The sequence below is a fragment of the Georgenia satyanarayanai genome (genome assembly GCF_023715365.1).
GTDB lineage: Bacteria > Actinomycetota > Actinomycetes > Actinomycetales > Actinomycetaceae > Oceanitalea > Oceanitalea satyanarayanai_B.
Genome location: NZ_JAMBNZ010000012.1, coordinates 51,173 through 69,904, shown reverse-complemented (window position 1 = coordinate 69,904; position 18,732 = coordinate 51,173). Strand labels below are relative to the sequence as shown.

Genomic DNA, 18,732 nt, shown 5'->3' with positions numbered 1-18,732 from the left:
TTGCGTCACCGTCTGCCTGTCCTGCTCGCGCTCCTGCTCACGCTCGGCGCCTGCTCCTCCACCGCCTCCTCCGAGCCCGCGGCCTCGGTGGCCGGCGACGGCGCCGCCGCCTTCCCGCGAGCCGTCCAGGTCCCGGCGGGGCGCGAGCTCGCGGCCGATGAGGTGACCCTCGAGGCGGAGCCGGAGCGGGTCGCCGCGCTCACCTACGAGACGGCTGCGGTCGTCGCCGAGCTCGGCGCCGCGGACCGTCTCGTCATGGTCCCCGAGCAGGCCTCGAACCCGGCGCTGTCGAACCACGCGCAGGAGATGGCCGCCGTCGAGCACCACGTCACGAGCGAGAGCAGCATCGATGCCGAGGCCGTCATCGCGGCGGGCCCGGACCTCGTCGTCCTCAACGACCGCCACGGCCTGGAGGCTGGGGTGGGTCGGGTGCTCGAGGGCGCCGGCATCCCGGTGCTCGTCCTGCCGAACACATGGGCGAGCGTGGAGGACATGACGACGAACATCGCGCTCGTCGGGGAGGCGCTGGGCGTGGAGGACACGGCGAGCACGCTGGTCCAGGACGTGACGACGGGCCTGGTGGACGAGTCCGCCGGGGACGGCCCGCGGGTGCTCGTGCTGAGCAACCAGGCCGGACGACCCTTCGTCACCGCCGGCGGCGCCTTCCCGCTCGAGGTCCTGCGCCTGGCCGGCGCCCAGGACGCCAGTGAGACCCTCGGCATGGTGCGGACGGGGCCCATCTCGGCCGAGCAGGTGCTCGCCGCGGAGCCGGACCGGATCCTGCTCGTCGACATGAACGGCTCGGGCGACTCGATCTTCCGCCCGCTGCTCGACAACGCGGCGGTCGCGGCGCTGCCCGCGGTGGCCGAGCACGAGGTGCTCCTCCTCGAGGGGCGCGAGGTACAGGCGCTCGGCCTCACGGCCACTGTGGAGGGACGCGACCGGATCGCGCAGTGGATCGCCGGCTGAGCGGCTTTCCCTTCCTATACTCGCAAGATGGTCCTCAGCAGCGGCACCGAGCGCGCCCGGAACACGCTCGCCTACCTGCGGCGGCAGATCACGACCGGCGCGTGGGAGGTCGGCTCGCGCATCCCGATCGAGCCCGAGCTCGCCGAGACCCTCGGTGTGGGCCGCTCGACGATCCGCGAGGCCGTCCGCTCGCTCGCGAGCATCGGCATGCTCGAGGCGCTGCCGGGACGCGGCACCTTCGTGCGCTCGAGCGCGCCGACGAGCGCGGTGCTCTCGGAGTTCCTCACCGCGTACACGCTGGAGGAGCTGCTCAGCTACCGCCGCGCGCTGGAGGTCGAGGCCGCCCAGCAGGCGGCGCTGCACCGGACGCCTGAGGACGTCGCGGCGCTCGAGGCCTCGGTCGCGCAGTCGCTGCGCGACGGGCAGTGCCCGGCCGTCGGACCGCGGGACACGAGCGTGGAGCTCGCCTCCCGCTTCCACTACCTCCTCTTCGACGCCGCGAAGAACCGGCTCCTCGCCTCGCTGTACGCCGGGATCACCGCGAAGCTGGCGGCCCCCGGGCACGTCGAGCGCCTCACCCACGGGGGTGACGCGCAGACCATGCAGGTGGAGCACGAGCGCATCGTCGACGCCGTCCGGCGCGGTGACTTCATCGACGCGGTGCACGCCATGGCCGACCACATGGACAACGACCTCGTCATCATCACGCCCGACGACGAGATCATCCCGCCGCTGCAGCGCTCGCCGGTGGACGTCGAGCGGATCGCGGCGGCACGCGCTCAGGAGCGCGAGCGCGCCTAGCGTCAGTCAGTCCGCGGCGGTGAAGAAGACCGTATTGCCGCCCCAGCCGGTGCTCAGCGTCCACAGACCGTCGGCGCCCTCGGGGACGGTGACGCAGACGTTGCCCTCGGCGACGCCGCCCTCGTAGAGCTCGTCGACGTCCATGAGGTCACCGGGGATGACGCCGCAGCTGTTGGTGTAGGTACGGGCGTCGCTCCCGACGAACTGGACTGACAGGTCCATCCACGGCAGCCCGGTCTCGCCGAGGTAGGTGGCGGTCACCGGGACGAGGTAGTACTCGGTTCCCTCGGCCGGCGCGTCGTTGAACTGGTTCTCCCGCTGGATCTCCGACCAGCCCTCGCGAGGCTCGCCGAGCGTCACCTCCCACTCACCGTCGGTCACGGGGCTGCCGACGGGATAGGGGGTGGAGCGGGTGCCCTCCTCGTCGTCGGCGGGGGCGGCGTCGGCGGGCTCGTCATCCGCAGCGTCGGTCGCATCCCGCTCGGCGGGCTTGGCGCTCGGCTCCTCGGTCCGGGCGATCGGGGTGGGAGCCGCGGTCGGGGCGTCGTCGTCGCCCGCGCCGCCGATGCCGATACCCACGACGAGGCCGAGCACGCCCGTGGTCGTGGCCACGGCCGCCACCTGCCAGCCCTTCATGCCGCGCCGCGGCGGCTGCGGGGCACCGGGAAAGGACGGCTGGTACCCGGGGACGCTGACCGGGTCCCCGTACGACGGGACCCGTGCGGCGCCGTAGGGAGGGGGCACCGTCCCCGGCGGCGGGACCGGGGCGTAGGGGTTGGTCGGCTGGCCCTCGGGCGGTGTGGTCACGGTGTCTCCTCGCCGGTCGATCGGTCTCCTCGGTCCCATCGGCCCCACCGGACCGGATGTGAGGGATCGCTCAGCTCCCGGTTCAGGCGACGCGGTGGAGGTCGAGGAGGTAGCGCTCGGCGGCGCTGTCCCGGTCCGTGTGCGCCGACTCGCGCTCGTCCGGCGGCGGGTGGCCGGGAAGGGCCGGCGCCCAGGAGCGGTAACGGTGCCCGGTGGGGCTGGTGGTCTCCACGACGTGGCCGCTCTCGTCACCGGGCGGTCCGGCGCGGGTGCGCCAGCCGGGTGCCTGCTTGGCGTAGTTGCACGCCTCGCAGTAGCCCTCCAGGCCGTCCGCCCCGGTCTTCCCGCCCTCGCTCCAGGGGACGACGTGGTCGACGTGCCGGACGGGCGCGTCGCACCACGGGGTACGGCACGTCTGGTCCCGCGCGGCGATGAAACGCGCGAGGCCGGGTGGCACGGTGCGGCGGCGCGAGTCCATCCGGACGAGCTGGCCGGTAGTCGGGGAGGTGAAGAGCCGGCGCAGCCACACGCGGGTGTGGCGGCCAAGGCCCGCGAGCTCCGGCGTACCCAGCCGGCGGGCCACCAGGCGCCGCGCCCAGCCGCCCGGGACGGTCCCGTACCCGGGGATGTGGGCGGGTTCGTCATCGCCGGCGAGGAGCGTGCGCTCGGTCATGACGAGCTGCACCTCGACTGGCACGGCGTCCGCCGTCTCCTGGCCGGTGACCCGCTCGACGAGGGTGTCGGCCATGACCTGCCCCCGGCTGCGCTCATCCCCCCGGGCCCGCGCGGAGTCCGCGGCCTTGGTGAGCGCGGCGAGGACCGCCACACCCTGCGTGACGGGCAGCAAGCCGGTCAGGTAGCTCATCGTGTCCGGGGCGGGCCGCAGGCTCACGCAGCGCTCGCTCTCCGCCTTGCGCGCGCGGCGGACCACCGAGGCGGCGTCGAGCCGGTAGGCGACCCTCTTGGCCCGGGCGACCAGCTGCCGGTCCCCCAGTCCCTCCAGCTGCGCCGGGTCCCCCGCCATCTCGGCGTCGAACGCGGTGCGGTCCTCGACGGAGAGGCAGGCCGACTCGCGGACGAGCAGGGTGGCCCGCCACTCGCTGAGAAGGCCTTGCTGCAGCGCCCGGTAGGTGTGCGGCATCTCGACGACGAGCGCCTTGGCGAGCCCGAGCAGCCGTCCGCCGCGGTGCGGGGACTCGCGCCGGGCGAGGGCGACCTGCGCCCCGATGCCCGCGCCCCGGCGGGACAGCGGGACACCGGCCCGCGCCTGCTCCGCACGCTGGGAGGCGTCCAGCTCCACCGAGAGCTGCGCCTGTGCCGCGCACGCGGCCGACTTCAGCTCCTCCAGCGCCCGGATGAGGTCGACGCGCTCGGCGTCGGAGATGGTCCTGACCTCGCCCAGCACACCCCGCCACGACTCGAGCACCGCCACGGCGAGCGCGCCCGCCGGCACGCTGCCGGCGGCGGAGGTGAGCCTCTCACCGCCCGGTGCTGCGCCGTCGTCGTCCATGTGATCGACGTTACAGAGGGGGTCTGACATCCGGCCGCGACCGGTACGGGCAGCCTGGTCACCACGTGTTCGGCGTCAGCCGTCGTCCGCCATCCGAGCCGGGTGACTGGGCGGCGGCGGCGCGACGATGTAGCCGCGCTCCGCGTCGCCGAACACGTGCAGGGACTGGGGCGCTCGGTGCCAGCGCCAGGCGAGGTGCGCGCACATGACGGCGTCGATCTCGTCCTCCACCCGGTCCAGGTGCGTGGGGCGCGTGGCCTCCTCGATCGCCTGCCGGACCTCGCGCCACCGGGCGTTCCCGGACGGCCCGAGCACGGCAATGCCCTCCATCCGCTCGAGCAGCTCGACCAGCGCCGCCCGCCGCGCGAGCACCGGACCGCGCTTGTACTTAAGAATCCGGCCGAGCCCGAACAACCCAACCATGGCGGCGTGCGGGTACACCTCGATCGCCGCGGGCCGCTCGACGCTTCCCCGGTGCGCCGGGTCGGTCGCCCACCAGTGCCGCTCGGCGAGGGTCCACGCGCGCGGCGGGTCGAAGTACGGGATCGAGCGGTTGCTCGCGTGGCAGCTCGCGTCGTAGCGGCCGTAGGCCCTGCCCACCTGCTTCTCGCACTCGCGCATCCCCGTGGCGTTGACGACGACGAGCGGCGCGTCGATCGCGACGGTGACGACGGGCGCCGGCAGCCCCGCGAGCCAGTCGTCGATCTCCGCGTCGCTCACCGCACTGCCGGACGCGACGAGCGCGCCGGCGTCGTCCACCGCCGCCAGGCCAGTGCGACGACGGGTGTTCCAGGCCAGGTCGATGCCGATGTGCACGTGACGAACCGTACCGAGCAGCCGCGCGACCACCGACGTATCGTCAAGCGATGAGCACCACCGCTCCCACCAGCCACGTCCTCGGTGACCGCTACGCCCGCGAGCTCCCCGAGCTCGTGGTCCCGTGGCGCGCGGCCGGCGTGCCGACGCCCACGCTGCTCCTCCTCAACGAGCCGCTCGCCGGCGAGCTCGGCCTCGACCCCGAGGAGCTGCGCACCCCCGAGGGCATGGGCCTGCTCGTCGGCACCACCGTGCCCGACGGCGCCACGCCCGTCGCCATGGCCTACGCAGGTCACCAGTTCGGCTCCTACTCCCCGCGCCTGGGCGATGGCCGTGCCCTGCTCCTCGGCGAGCTCACCGACACGAGCGGTGCGGTCCGCGACCTCCACCTCAAGGGCTCGGGCCCCACGCCCTTCGCCCGCGGCGGTGACGGTCTGGCCGCCGTCGGCCCGATGCTGCGCGAGTACGTCGTCAGCGAGGCGATGCACGCGCTGGGCGTGCCCACCACCCGCTCCCTCGCCGTCGTCGCCACCGGCGCCACGGTGCGGCGCGAGACACTGCTGCCCGGGGCGGTCCTCGCCCGCATCGCGGCCAGTCACCTGCGCGTGGGGACTTTCCAGTACGCGCGCGCCACCGGTGACCTCGAGCTGCTGCGACGCCTCGCCGACCACGCGATCGCCCGCCACCACCCTCGCGCCGCCACGGCGGACGACCCCTACCTCGCGCTCCTCGAGGCGGTCATGGACTCGCAGGCCTCGCTCGTGGCGCGGTGGATGCTCGTCGGCTTCGTCCACGGCGTGATGAACACCGACAACATGACGATCTCCGGGGAGACCATCGACTACGGGCCGTGCGCCTTCATGGAGGCCGTCGACCCGGACACCGTCTTCAGCTCCATCGACGCCCGCGGGCGCTACGCCTACGGCAACCAGCCGGTCATCGCGCAGTGGAACCTCGCCCGCCTCGCCGAGGCGCTCCTGCCCCTCGTCCACACCGACGAGGAGGAGGCGGTCCGCGTCCTCACCGACCTCGTCAACACCTTCCCCGCCCGGTACAGCGCCGCGTGGACGGCCGGCATGCGGGCCAAGCTCGGGCTCTCAGGGGACGACGACGGCGCGGACCGGCTCGTCGCCGACCTCGCCGCGCTCCTCGTCGCCGCCCGTCCGGACCACACGACCTTCTTCCGCGCCCTCACCTCCGCGGCGCAGGGGGACCCGGCCGCGGTGCGCGAGCTGCCCGGCTTCGACGCCCGGCTCGCCCGGTGGCTCGAGCAGTGGCGGGCGGTGGACCCGGACCCGGCCCTCATGGAGCGCCACAACCCCGTCTACATCCCGCGCAACCACCTCCTCGAGGAGGCGCTCGACGCGGCCACCGCCGGGGACCTCGGCCCGGTCCGCGAGCTGCTCGACGTCGTCACCCGCCCTTACGAGGAGCGTCCCGGCCTCGAGCGCTACACCCTCCCGGCGCCTCCGGAGACGCCGTTCGTCACCTACTGCGGCACCTGACGGCCCGGACGGGACGTGGAGGTCTGGGTGCTCGCTGCCGTGCTGGGTGCCGTCGTGCTCGGCGCGGTGCTCCAGCGCACGAGCGGCATGGGCACCGGCCTCGTCGTCTCCCCCACCTTCGTCCTGCTCATCGGCCCGGTGGCCGGGGTGGTCCTCACCAACATCACGACGGTCGTGTCCGCGCTCGCCCTCACCGTGGTCATGCGCGCCGACATCGACTGGGCGCGTTTCCTCCGCATTGCCCCGACGATCATCCTCGGCTCCATCCCGGCCGCGCTGCTCGTCCGCGCCGCGGACGCCGGCTGGCTGGAGGTGGTCATCGGCGCCGCGCTCCTCATCGCCCTCGCCCCGATGGCGCTGGCCTGGCAGCTGCCCGACCTCGGCCGCGCCGCCGCGCCCGTCGCCGGGCTCACCGGCGGCTTCCTCAACACCGCGGTGGGCGTCGGCGGGCCCGCCGTCCTCGTCTACGCCCAGGCCACCAGCTGGCCGCAGCGGGCCTTCGCCGCCACGTTGCAGCCCATCTTCCTCACCATGGGCCTCGTCTCGCTGCTGACGAAGACGGTGACCGGCGCCGCCGCGGGAGGGCTGCCGGGATGGCCGCTCGTCGTCGCCGCGGTGGCCGCTGTGCCGGTGGGCGTGCTCGTCGGGGGCCGGGTGGCCCGCCACGTGCCGGCGACGACGGCGCGACGGGTCGCCGTCGCCGTCGTCGTCCTCGGTGCGACGGCGACCCTCGTGCGCGGGATCCTCGCCGTCACCTGACGCAACTCGCCCGGGCAAGTTCACCACCGATGTCTGTGACCCGTGGCACAGTGACGCCCAGCCACCTGTCGCACGACGTCCCGGGGAGATCACATGGACCAGCTCGGCGCCGACCTCAGCGCCTTCTTCGGCGAGGTCTCCGGAGTGGTGTGGGGGCCCTTCGTCCTCATCCCACTGCTCTTCGGCGTCGGTCTCTTCCTCTCGATCCGACTGCGCGGCCTGCAGTTCCGCAAGCTCGGCGCCGCACTCCGCCTCGGCATCATCAAGCGCCGCGACGTGGGCGCCGACGACGGTGACGTCTCCCAGTTCCAGGCGCTCACCACCGCCCTGGCCGCGACCGTCGGGACAGGCAACATCGTCGGCGTCGCGACGGCTATCGCGATCGGTGGTCCCGGGGCGCTCTTCTGGATGTGGGTCACCGGCCTGGTGGGCATGGCATCGAAGTACACCGAGGCCTTCCTGGGCGTCTACTACCGGCGCACCGACGCGGCCGGGGAGAAGTCCGGCGGCCCGCAGTACTACCTGGAGCGCGGCATCCGCGGCCCGCTGGGCAAGGTGCTGGGCCTCGCGTTCACCGTCGCAGCCATCATCGCCTCCTTCGGCATCGGCAACATGACACAGGGCAACTCGGTGGCGAGCAACCTCGACCGCTCCTTCGGCGTCCCGCCGTGGGTCACGGGCGTCGTGCTCAGTGTCTTCGCGCTGGTCGTCCTCGTCGGGGGCATCAAGTCGATCGGGCGCGTCACGGCCGGCTTCGTGCCGATCATGATCGTCTTCTACGTCCTCGGTGCGCTGTTCATCCTCGTCGTCAACGTCGCCGACCTGCCCGCCGCCATCGCCCTCATCTTCACCGACGCCTTCTCCGGCACGGCCGCCACCGGAGGCTTCGTCGGCTCGACGATCATCATCGCCGTCCAGATGGGCGCCGCCCGCGGCATGTTCTCCAACGAGTCCGGCATGGGTTCGGCCGCGATCGCAGCCGCGGCGGCCAAGACCTCCCACCCAGTGCGCCAGGCGCTCGTGTCGATGACGCAGACCTTCATCGACACGATCGTCGTCGTCACCTTCACGGGCCTGGTCATCGTGACGACCGGGGTGTGGGACACGGGTGAGGACGGCGCGGCCACGATGACGGGCGAGGCCTTCTCCCACGGCCTGCCCGGTGACTGGGGCCACTACATCGTGACGGTCGCCCTGGCGATGTTCGCCTTCTCGACCGTGCTCGGTTGGGCGTACTACGGGGAGCGCTGCATCGAGCGGCTTGTCGGGCGCCCCGGCGTCATGCCCTACCGCGTGGTCTTCTCCCTCGTCGTCTACATCGGCTGCACCGTGTCCCTCGAGGTGGTGTGGAACTTCTCCGACGTCATGAACGGCCTCATGGCCATCCCCAACCTCATCGGCCTCGTCATCCTCTCCGGGCTCGTGGCGCGGGAGACGAAGAACTACCTGGCCAACGACCCGGCGCTCACCGCCACCACCGAGGAGGTGCGGGCCTTCTCCCCGAGCCCCTTCGCCGGCGAGGTCCTCACCCGGTGACCGGGCGTGCGACGCGGCCGGCGCGCTCCAGGATGCCGAGCACGCCGGCCGCGGGGCCTGTCAGGGGCGATAGACCCCGAGGGTGTCGGACCGGTCACCGTTCCAGTCGCCGACGAGGATGACGTCGTTCTCTCGTCCGTAGTGGATCTCGCGATCAGCCGGGCCCCCCGCGATGCGGTCCTTGACGTAGTACGTGCTCCCGCGACGGACGGCGAAGGTGTCCTTGCCGTCACCGTTCCAGTCCCCCACGAGCATGACGTCACCGGGGCGTCCGTAGACGAGCTCCTGGTCCGCCCGTCCGCCGCTGACGCTGTTCTTCACGTAGAGGACGCCCTCGCGGCGGACGGCGAAGGTGTCCGTGCCGTCCCCGTTCCAGTCACCGACCAGCACCTCGTCGCCGACCTTGCCGTAGGCGAAGACGTGGTCGGCCTCGCCACCCAGCACCTTGTTCTTCACGTAGAAGGTCGTGCCGCGGCGGACTGCGATGGAGTCCTTGCCGTCGCCGTTCCAGTCGCCGATGAACACTTCGTCGTCCGTCCGGCCGAAGCTGATCGTCCACGGCGGCGCGGCGGCGGTGTTCTGGTTGTACACGTCGAACCGGCTCCCTCGCCGCCTTCCCAGGGTGTCGGTGCCGTTGCCGTCCCAGTCGCCGACGAGGATCTCGGCGCCCGCACCGTCGAAGGCGTACTCGATGTCCGCCACGCTGCCCCAGCCGTTGTTGAGGTACACCCGGCCGATCACGGGCTTCGGCGGGGCCGGCGGCGTGGACCCGGGGGTGGATCCCGGGGTGGACCCCGGGTTCGGCCCCGGGTTCGGCCCTGGAGCCGGGGTGGCGGAGCCGACGCGCTGCTCGGTGGCGCGGGCCAGCCAGCCCATGCGGGAGTAGATGTCGTCACCGGGGCAGGCGGTGGCGGAGACGTCGCGGTGGGCGAAGACCCGGCCCAGACGCTGGCCCTTGGGGCGGGCGTAGGTGCCCGGGGAGACCAGGCCCGAGCTCGCCGTCGCGTCCAGGCCCGCGCGCCCGAACTGCCAGGCGAGGATGTCGACCATGGCGTTCATCGCCGCGGCCGGGACGCCGACCTTGGTGTAGTCGCCCATGACGCTCAGACCCACGGTGCCGGTGTTGAACGGGGCCGCGTGCGCACCGACGGGCATCTTGCCGGTGGGCGAGGCGAGCGAGCCGCTGCGACCCTCGTAGATTCGTCCCCACTTGTCGATGAGGAAGTTGTAGCCGATGTCGCCCCACCCACGGCTGACGGCGTGGTAGCTGTAGATGCCCCGCACGATGCTGGCGCTTTGGGCCTGGGTGTAGTTGTTGGTCCCGGCCGTGTGGTGGATGACGGTGGCGCGCAGGTCTGCGTAGGACGGGCGCCACGTCATCTGCGACTCACTCGCTCCCCAGCCGGCGCGGCTGGTGATCGAGGGGCGCGGCACTGCTGCCACGGCCCGGCTGGCGCCGGCGGCCTGCACGGTGGCCTCGGTGGCCGGGGCTGCGGAGGCACGCGCGGTCTGCTGCTGGAAGGGCAGCGCGGCCGCAGGCACGGGAGCGAGCGGGTCGGTGCTTGGTGGCAGATCAGGCGCCGGGGCGTCCTGCTCGAGCACCCTCTCCTCCTGCCCCGGCCACTCCGGAGTCAGACTGAGGCGGACGTTGCCGGGCAGCTGGTCGGCGTCCCCGGTGATCTGGACCTGGACCGCCTCCGCGCCCGCGGCGATGTAGGGCTCGGTGCCTCCTGTGGTGCCCTGCTCGTCGGCCACGCTCTCGACCTCGAGCTGCGCCCAGTCCCGCCACTGCCCGCCCTCCATCACGCGGATGAAGACGGCGGCGTCCTGCGGGAGCGAGTCGGCGCCGTCCCACGTGACGCCGGCGACGTAGAACTCCTCGGTGGCGATGGGCGCGGTGAGGACGGCGACGTCGTCGGTGTCAGCCATCGTGCGCATGGAACGCGCACCGTGCTGCAGCGGCTGCAGCCCCTGGTCGGCGAGCCCGGTGAGGCTGCCGTCCGCGGCGGTGAGGGCGACGACGGTGATCGGCTCCTGCGGGACGGCCTCGGCCGCGGCGGGGACCGTGCCGGCGAGGAGCAGCGAGGTGATGACGAGGGTGGGGCGGACAGCCCTGGACAGTGGCATGGAGAGACGAACTTCCGGGTTGCGGGCGGTGGGGGCGCACGGAGGCGTCCCCAGCAGTATCGGCAGGTGTTGACCACGATTGAGGCATCGGCTCGTGTCTCCTGCGTACTCGTGGCCACACTCGCGACGGGGCCACTGCACAGGTGGTCCCTACGCTGTGGCGATGGACCTTCTCGTGCTGGTCATCGTCCTCATGCTCGGCGCCATCATCCTGGTCGGAGTCGGTGAGCGGCTCCGGCTCCCCTGGCCGGCGCTCATGGTGGTCATGGCGATGCTCGTGGGCCTGGTCCCCGCCTGGCGAGAGGTGACCATCGACCCCCACCTCATCCTGCCGCTCTTCCTGCCGCCGCTCCTCTACGCCACCGCGCAGCGCACCTCCTGGTCGTTGCTGCGCAGCCGGTGGCGTGCCGTCGTCGGGCTGGCCCTCGTGCTGACGACGATCACGATCGCCGCCGTCGCGGGGACCGTCCTCGCCGTCGTCCCGGGTGTCACGGTCGCCGCCGCGATCGCGATCGGCGCTGCCGTCGCCCCTCCCGACCCGGTGGCCGTCGAGGCGATCGCCGGACCCGTGGGCATTCCCCGCCGCCTCACCACCACACTACAGAGCGAAGGGCTGTTCAACGACGCCGTCGCCATCGTCGTCTTCACCGCGGCCATCGCCTCGACGCAGACCGGCCGGCCCTTCGGCATCGACGTCCTCGGTGAGTTCGCCCTGGGACTCGTGCTCGCCGTCGGGCTCGGGCTCGCCGCAGCGACCGCCGGCGGATGGCTGTCGGACCGCGTCGCCGACGTCGCCGGGCGAAATGCGATCACTCTCGTCCTGCCCTTCGCCGTCTACATCCTCGCCGAGGAGCTGCACGCCTCCGGGGTGGTCGCCGTCGTCGTCGCGGCGGTCCAGACGGCGAGCACTCGAGGCGGCGACGACGTCGAGGACCGGCTGACCGGGCGCGCGTTCTGGGACGTCATCGAGCTCCTCGTCACGGGGGTGGCCTTCGGCCTCATCGGGGTCGAGCTGCACCAGGTCGTCGCCGAGGCCGGTCCGGAGCTGGGCCGCATGGTCGGCCACGCCGCGCTTGTCTGCACCGTCGTCGTCGGCGTCCGGGCGGCCTGGCTCCTCCTGCTGCTCCTCCTCAACCGCCGGGCGCAAGACCCGTGGGTGGCGCCGCGGACCTGGCAGGAGTCCCTCATCCTCACGTGGGGCGGGATGCGCGGTCTGGCGACACTCGCCCTCGCGCTGGCGATCCCCACCGTCGGGGCGGACGGACCACTGGAGTCCCGCCCCGAGATCCTCGTCATCGCTGCCGCCGTCGTCCTCGTCACACTCGTCCTGCCCGCCCTCACCCTGCCGGCCCTGGTGCGGGTGCTGGGCGTGCAGGGTGCCCACGAGGCCGAGCAGCGGGCCGAGCGTGAGCTCATCGCGCGAGCCAGTCGGGCGGCCGTGGCGCACCTGCGTGCGCTGAGCCGGTCCGGGGAGCTGCCCGAGGAGGCGGCGGCCCGTATCGAGCAGGCTCTCGGGCACCTCGACGACGCCGTCGCCGGGGAGCTCCCACACGAGTACAACGACCGGATCAAGGAGTTTCGAAAGCGGCGCAAGATCGCCACGGCCCTCCAGGCGGACGCCTTCCGCGTGGCGCGCGAAGAGGTCGTGCGCGCCCGCAACGAGCCCGGCGTCGATCCCGAGGTCGCCGACCGGGTGCTGCGTGAGCTCGACCTGCGCAGCCGCCACTGAGGCCTCGCGGCCAGCTCGCCGAGAGGTAGGCCTCCTGGTAGTCCGGGGAACGTGTGGGGGATATCGACCGCCTCCCGCACGCCGTCGTTGTCCCCTGGGTCCAGGACCGGCCCGCGCCGGTCGGCCGGGGACTAGCCTCGGGCTGACCCCATCCCCACGACGGGCACGATCGAGGAGTCGAGGATCGACATGAGTGAGTCCACCGCCCTTCTCCGGACCGCAGACCACGTCGTCTGTGCCACCTGCGCGGTCGAGTACGGACGGGAGCCGCTGCCGGACGTGTGCGTCATCTGCGCCGACGAGCGGCAGTGGGTTCCGCGCAGCGGCCAGGCATGGACCACGGTGGGCCGGCTCCTCGAGGCCGGGCACCGCACCGTCGTCGAGGAGCTCGAGCCGGGGCTGCTCGGGATCGGGACGGAGCCGTCCGTGGGCATCGGCCAGATCGGCAAGCTCGTCGTCACCGACCACGGCAACGTGCTGTTCGACGTCCCCGGCCTCATCGACGACGATGCCGTGGACGCCATCGCGTCCCGCGGCCGACTAGCGGCCATCGTCGCGAGCCATCCGCACATGTACGGCGTGCAGTCGCTCTACAGCCGCGTTTTCGCCGACGCGCCGATCCTCGTCGCCCGCGCCGACGCCTCCTTCCTCCCCCTTCGCGCGCCGGCGGTGCGGCTGTGGGACGAGGCGCACGAGATCGTGCCGGACGTGCACCTGGAGCAGATCGGCGGCCACTTCCCCGGCAGCACGGTCGCCCTCGTCACGGGTGTCGACGGGCAGGGCGTCCTGCTGGCGGGCGACGGCATCTTCCCCGGCCCCGAGGGGCGGACCGTCAGCTTCCTGCGCAGCTATCCGAACCGCATCCCGCTGTCCGCCGCCGTGGTCCGGCGGATCGCCGACCAGGTGGAGCGGCTCGAGTTCGAGCGGCTCTACAACAACTTCCGCGGAGTCGTCCCCGAGGGCGCCGGTGAGGTCGTCGAGCGCTCGGCGCAGCGGTACATCGAGTGGGTCAGCGGCGAGCACGACGACCTGACCTGAGCGGTCCTCCGGCGCGCCCGGACCCCTGAGGCCCGTTGTGGCGCACGTCCCGATCCGCCGCCGAAATCTCAGGTGCACACGCAGCATGCAGAAAGGCCCGCGGGATCTGAGATCCTGCGGGCCGTGCCTGTGTCCGAGGGGGGACTTGAACCCCCACGCCCTAATACGGGCACTAGCACCTCAAGCTAGCGCGTCTACCTATTCCGCCACCCGGACGAGTGGTGTCCTCCAGCAGCCTGGGCCCCTGGCGACGTCCCAAAAGATAGCACGGCCGCGAGGGCCGTCTCGAACTCCAGCGGTCGTTCCGGGCGGAGTGTGGCGAGCGCCACCGCCGGCCGTCCCGGCATGCCCGTGCGGGGTCGGCCGTGTCGTCGGGCTGTGGGGCGCGCGGTGAGCCACACTGGGCACGTCCAGCACACGAGGAGGCCGCCCGATGAGGCTTTTCGGCAAGGTTCGCACCCGCCGACCGGAGCCGGGCGGCCCGCCCGCCCACGGCGCCACGCCGTCGTCGTCCTCACCGGCGGACCGGAGCCCGGCACGTGCCGCCCGGATGCCTCGCGCGTCGTCGTCGGTGTCACGGGTGTCGGTGCGGCGCATGCCGGAACGGGCGATGCACGCCGAGCGCGATCCCTTCGACGTCCCCCGGTGGCTGCGCCGCTACGGCCTCATGGCCTGGTTGTTCGTCGGGATCGTCATCGTCGTGGCGATGGCGGTCTTCGCGACCACGCGGATCCAGGCGGTGTTCATCGCCGTCTTCGTGGCGCTCGTCATCACCTCCGTGCTCTACCCGGTGGTGAGCGCCCTCGCGCGGGTGATGCCACGCGCCCTGGCCACCGCCGTCGCCATGCTCGGCTCGCTCGCCGTCGTCGCCGGCATCTTCACCTACGTCATCACCTCGGTGGCCGGGCAGTGGGAGGACCTCGCCGACCAGTTCAGCCAGGGCATCGACGACATCTTTGATTTCCTCGAGACCGGGCCGCTGCCGATCCACTTCACCCAGGCCGAGATCTACGACTGGATCAACGGTCTCGTCGCGGAGGCCCAGAACTACGTGTCGCAGAACGCCGGCACTCTCGCCGGCCAGGTGCTGAGCAACGCCGGCGCCGTCGCCCTGATCTTCACCGTCCTCGCGCTGAGCATCTTTGCCACGGTGTTCTTCCTCCTGCGCGGCGGGGACATGTGGCGCTGGTTCATCAACCAGCTGCCGGCCCGGTCCAGGGAGAGCGTCCACCGGGCCGCGAGCTCGGGCTGGTACACCTTCGCCGGCTACGCGCGCGGCACGGTCATCATCGCCTTCGCCGACGGCGTCCTCGCCTTCATCCTCCTCGCCATCGTCGGGGTGCCGCTCGCCGCCCCGCTCGCGGTGCTCGTCTTCATCGGCGCCTTCATCCCGCTCATCGGGGCCCCGGCCGCGATGGTCATCGCGGCCGTCGTCGCGCTGGCCGCCGGCGGCATCGTCGACGCCCTCATCGTGACGATCGGCATCGCACTCATCGGGCAGATCGAAGGACACCTGCTCCAGCCGCTCGTCATGGGCCGGCAGGTCTCGCTCCACCCGGTCGTCGTCGCCCTCGGCGTCACGGCGGGCACCTTCCTCGCCGGCCTGCTGGGCGCCATCATCGCCATCCCCGTCCTGGCCGTCCTCTGGGCGGTCTACTCCGCGCTGCACGAACCCGACCCGCCCGTCGAGGGCGACCTGCCCGACCCTCGCGGCATCGCCGAGGACGTCCAGCGCCGTCGTCAGCGGCACAACGAGCGCGGCACCGACGAGGCCGCCGAGGGCCGGCCGAGCGTCGGCGCCGTGCGGGGCTGACTCAGCGGAAGTCCCGGGAGCGCGAGGCCACCCGGAGCGGGAGGTCGCGCACGTGGTCGGCGACGAGGTTGAGCACGCCGTCGCCCCGTTCCACCGTCCCGCGCACCACGAGGGCCGCGCTCGTGCGCGCCGTCTGCCGGTATCGCGCCCACAGCCCGGGGCTGCACACGACGTTGAGCAGCCCCGTCTCGTCCTCCAGGGAGAGGAAGGTGACGCCGCCCGCCGTCCCGGGCCGCTGCCGGTGGGTGACGACGCCGGCCACCTCCACCCTGCTGCCCACCTCGGCGGTGGCCAGCCCGCCGATGCTGGCGATCCCCTGGGCGGTGAGCTCGGGGCGCAGGAACTGGGTGGGGAAGCTGTCGGTGGACACCCCGGTGGCCCACACGTCGGCGACGGCGGTCTCCAGCTCGTCCATCCCCGGCAGCATCGGGGCCTCGAAGCCGACGGCGGTGTGCGGCAGGGTGGTGTGCTCCCCCGCCAGCACCCCCGCGGCCCACAGTGCCGCGCGCCGCTCCAGGCCGAAGCAGTCCAGCGCGCCGGCCGTGGCCAGGGCCTCGAGCTGGGCGGCGGTGAGCCGCACCCGCCGGGCGAGGTCCGCGATGTCGGCGAAGGGACCGTTCGCCTCCCGCTCGGCCGCGACCCGCTCGGCCGTCTTCTCCCCGATGCCGCGGACCGGGGCCAGCCCCAGCCGGACGGCCAGGTGGGGGTGCGGGTGGACCAGCGGCCGCCCGCTGCCCACGTCCCGCGGCACGTCCTCGGGCGGGCGTGATCCAGCTGTCGGCGCGGGGGCGGTCCTCACCTCGCCGAGAGCTGGACCCTGCCCGCGCTGCACCACGGCCTGGGCCTGGGAGGTCTGCACGTCCGCCCGCAGCACCCGCACGCCGTGGCGGCGGGCGTCGGCGACGAGGCTCTGCGGGGAGTAGAAGCCCATCGGCTGCGCGGCGAGGAGCGCCGCGTAGAAGGCCTCGGGATGGTGGACCTTGAGCCACGCGCTGGCGTAGACGAGGTAGGCGAAGGAGAAGGCGTGGGACTCGGGGAAGCCGAAGTCCGCAAAGGCCTTGAGCTTGTCGTAGATCTGGTCCGCGACGGCACCGGTGACGCCCTTGCGAGCCATGCCCTCGAGGAGCCGTCCGCGCAGCGCCTCCATCCGCTCGGTGGAACGCTTGGAGCCCATCGCCTTGCGCAGCTGGTCGGCCTCCCCCGGGCTGAAGTCCGCGACGTCGATGGCGATCTGCATGAGCTGCTCCTGGAACAGTGGCACCCCGAGGGTCTTGGACAGCGCCGGCTCGAGCAGCGGGTGGAGGTAGGTGACCTTCTCCCGGCCACGACGGCGGTTGATGTACGGGTTGACCGAGTCGCCCTGGATCGGGCCGGGGCGGATGAGCGCGACCTCGACGACGATGTCGTAGAAGCAGCGTGGCCGCAGGCGCGGCAAGGTGGCCATCTGGGCGCGGGACTCGACCTGGAACAGGCCCACGGTGTCCGCCGCGCACAGCAGGTCGTAGACGCGGGGGTCCTCCTGCGGCAGGGAGTGCAGGCCCACCGGCGGGGTGCCGGGCGCCGCGTGCGCGTTGACCTCGGCGAAGGCCAGGCGCAGGGCGGTGAGCATGCCCAGGCCGAGGAGGTCGAACTTCACCAGGCCGGCGTCGGCGCAGTCGTCCTTGTCCCACTGCAGGACGGTGCGGCCGGGCATCGTGGCCCACTCCACCGGGCAGACCTCGACGACGGGACGGTCGCACAGCACCATCCCCCCGGAGTGGATGCCCAGGTGGCGGGGCAGGCGCAGCATCTGCTCGGCGATGTCGACGACGTCGGCGGGGATGCCGGCGACGTCGTCGGCGGGTGAGGGCCCGCGACCGTCACGGGCCCCGCGCGCGTCACCGCCGTCGTCGGGGTTGCGCAGGCTGCGCCACCGCTCGATGGACTTGCTCCACGCGTCCTGCTGCCCGAGGTCGTAGCCGAGGGCGCGGGCGGCGTCGCGGACCGCCGAGCGGGGCCGGTAGGAGATGACGTTGGCGACCTGCGCGGCGTGGGTGCGTCCGTAGCGCTCGTAGACGAACTGGATGACCTCCTCGCGGCGTCCGGACTCGATGTCCAGGTCGATGTCGGGCGGGCCGGAGCGGCCCGGGGAGAGGAAGCGCTCGAAGAGGAGGCGGTGCTGGACGGCGTCGACGGCGGTGATCCCCAGCGCGAAGCACACCGCGGAGTTGGCCGCCGAGCCGCGGCCCTGGCACAGGATGCCCTGCGCGCGGCAGAAGTCGACGATCTCGTGGACGATGAGGAAGTAGCCGGGGAAGTCGAGGTCGATGATGACCTGCAGCTCGTGCTCGATCATCGCGTAGGCGCCGGGGATGCGTTCGGCCCCGCGCGGCCCGTAGCGCTCGGCCGCGCCGCGGTAGGTGAGCTCGCGCAGCCAGGTGGCCTCGGTGTGCCCGGCCGGGACCGGGTGCGGCGGCAGGTTGGGAGCCACGAGCGCGAGGTCGAAGGCGCACTCGGTGCCAAGGTCCGCCGCCGTCGTCACCGCCTGCGGGTGGCGGGCGTGGATCGCGACCATCTCCGCCGGCGAGCGCAGGTGGGCGGCGGTGGCCGGGCGCCAGCCGTCGATCTCCTCCAGGGTGGCGCGGGCACGGATCGCGGCGAGGACGTCGGCGAGCGGCTGGTCGGCGGGGCGGGCGCAGTGGACGGCGCCGGTGGCGACGAGCGGCAGGCGCGCCGCGGCGGCGAGCTCGGCGAGGGCGTCGTTGCGGGCGGAGTCGAGCGGGTCCCCGGTGTCGGTGATCTCGACGGCGACGTTGTCCCGCCCGAAGAGCGAGGTGAGCTCGTCCAGGGCGGTGCGGGCGGCCCCCGGGCCGCCGGTCTCCAGGGCGCGGCGCACCGCGCCCTTGCGGCAGCCGGTGAGGACAAGCCACTGCCCGTCCGCGGCCTCCGCGAGCGCCGGCAGGCGGTAGTCGCTGCGGCCCTTCTCCCCTGTGGCGAGGTGCGCCTCGGCGATGGCGCGGGACAGGCTGCGGTAGCCCTGCGGGCCGCGGGCCAGGGCGAGGAGGTGGGTGCCGGGCGGGTCCATCTGGCCGGTGGCGCGCTCCGCGGAGCCGAGGGTGAGCTCGGCTCCGATGACGGCGGGCAGCCCGATCCGGCGGGCGGCCTCGGCGAAGCGGACGACGCCGTAGAGGCCGTCGTGGTCGGTGACGGCCAGGGCCGACAACCCCAGGCGGTGTGCCTCGACCGCGAGCTCCTCGGGCTGGTTGGCGCCGTCGAGGAAGCTGAAGGCCGAGTGCGCGTGCAGCTCGGCGTAGCGCGGGCCCTGGTCGTACATGTGTTCGAG

13 protein-coding genes and 1 tRNA gene are annotated in these 18,732 nt (G+C 73.0%); 8 read left to right on the top strand and 6 right to left on the bottom strand.

Features of this window, described 5'->3' with window-relative positions:
* Together M3148_RS13895 and M3148_RS13890 are read left to right on the top strand one after the other, a co-directional pair.
* A complete protein-coding gene (locus tag M3148_RS13895; RefSeq protein ID WP_251305307.1) occupies nt 1-969 on the top strand; it encodes an ABC transporter substrate-binding protein in 969 nt (322 codons plus the stop codon).
* Nucleotides 970-996: 27 nt separating this feature from the next.
* Entirely contained in the window at nt 997-1,770 is a 774-nt protein-coding gene (locus tag M3148_RS13890; RefSeq protein ID WP_251305306.1) for a FadR/GntR family transcriptional regulator, read from the top strand.
* A gap of 6 nt (nt 1,771-1,776) precedes the next feature.
* On the opposite strand, the gene M3148_RS13885 is transcribed toward M3148_RS13890, so the two are convergent.
* The 3 genes from M3148_RS13885 to M3148_RS13875 all read right to left on the bottom strand — a co-directional run bounded on the left by M3148_RS13885 (nt 1,777) and on the right by M3148_RS13875 (nt 4,903).
* A complete protein-coding gene (locus M3148_RS13885) occupies nt 1,777-2,577 on the bottom strand; it encodes a hypothetical protein (protein ID WP_251305305.1) in 801 nt (266 codons plus the stop codon).
* A gap of 82 nt (nt 2,578-2,659) precedes the next feature.
* A complete protein-coding gene (locus M3148_RS13880; RefSeq protein ID WP_251305304.1) occupies nt 2,660-4,087 on the bottom strand; it encodes an HNH endonuclease in 1,428 nt (475 codons plus the stop codon).
* A gap of 75 nt (nt 4,088-4,162) precedes the next feature.
* On the bottom strand, nt 4,163-4,903 hold the full coding sequence (locus tag M3148_RS13875) for a DUF429 domain-containing protein (RefSeq protein ID WP_251305303.1): 741 nt from the start codon (nt 4,901-4,903) through the stop codon (nt 4,163-4,165).
* Between the two features lie 50 nt (nt 4,904-4,953).
* Between M3148_RS13875 and M3148_RS13870 the strand changes: the two genes are divergently transcribed.
* The 3 genes from M3148_RS13870 (at nt 4,954) to M3148_RS13860 (ending at nt 8,703) form a co-directional block, all read left to right on the top strand.
* The gene (locus tag M3148_RS13870) at nt 4,954-6,408 is read left to right on the top strand and encodes a protein adenylyltransferase SelO (protein ID WP_251305302.1); all 1,455 of its coding nucleotides are present in this window, start codon (nt 4,954-4,956) and stop codon (nt 6,406-6,408) included.
* Nucleotides 6,409-6,435: 27 nt separating this feature from the next.
* The gene (locus M3148_RS13865) at nt 6,436-7,167 is read left to right on the top strand and encodes a TSUP family transporter (protein ID WP_251305301.1); all 732 of its coding nucleotides are present in this window, start codon (nt 6,436-6,438) and stop codon (nt 7,165-7,167) included.
* 93 nt (nt 7,168-7,260) lie between these two features.
* Complete coding sequence (locus tag M3148_RS13860) at nt 7,261-8,703, top strand: alanine/glycine:cation symporter family protein (RefSeq protein WP_251305300.1); 1,443 nt, start codon at nt 7,261-7,263, stop codon at nt 8,701-8,703.
* Between the two features lie 60 nt (nt 8,704-8,763).
* Here the strand turns inward: M3148_RS13860 and M3148_RS13855 are convergent, their stop codons facing one another.
* Complete coding sequence (locus M3148_RS13855; protein WP_251305299.1) at nt 8,764-10,830, bottom strand: peptidoglycan recognition protein family protein; 2,067 nt, start codon at nt 10,828-10,830, stop codon at nt 8,764-8,766.
* Between the two features lie 163 nt (nt 10,831-10,993).
* Here M3148_RS13855 and M3148_RS13850 point away from each other — a divergent pair, with 163 nt between their 5' ends.
* Both M3148_RS13850 and M3148_RS13845 read left to right on the top strand, forming a co-directional pair.
* A complete protein-coding gene (locus M3148_RS13850) occupies nt 10,994-12,559 on the top strand; it encodes a cation:proton antiporter (protein ID WP_251305298.1) in 1,566 nt (521 codons plus the stop codon).
* 189 nt (nt 12,560-12,748) lie between these two features.
* Nucleotides 12,749-13,597, top strand: coding sequence for an MBL fold metallo-hydrolase (locus tag M3148_RS13845; protein WP_251305297.1), 849 nt, complete (start codon nt 12,749-12,751; stop codon nt 13,595-13,597).
* Nucleotides 13,598-13,727: 130 nt separating this feature from the next.
* Here the strand turns inward: M3148_RS13845 and M3148_RS13840 are convergent.
* Nucleotides 13,728-13,813, bottom strand: a tRNA-Leu gene (locus M3148_RS13840).
* Nucleotides 13,814-14,030: 217 nt separating this feature from the next.
* Here M3148_RS13840 and M3148_RS13835 point away from each other — a divergent pair.
* Nucleotides 14,031-15,410, top strand: coding sequence for an AI-2E family transporter (locus M3148_RS13835; RefSeq protein ID WP_251305296.1), 1,380 nt, complete (start codon nt 14,031-14,033; stop codon nt 15,408-15,410).
* A 1-nt stretch (nt 15,411) separates the two neighbouring features.
* On the opposite strand, the gene M3148_RS13830 is transcribed toward M3148_RS13835, so the two are convergent.
* Nucleotides 15,412-18,723, bottom strand: a complete 3,312-nt coding sequence (locus tag M3148_RS13830; protein WP_251305295.1) for an error-prone DNA polymerase — start codon at nt 18,721-18,723, stop codon at nt 15,412-15,414.
* Nucleotides 18,724-18,732: the final 9 nt, after the last annotated feature.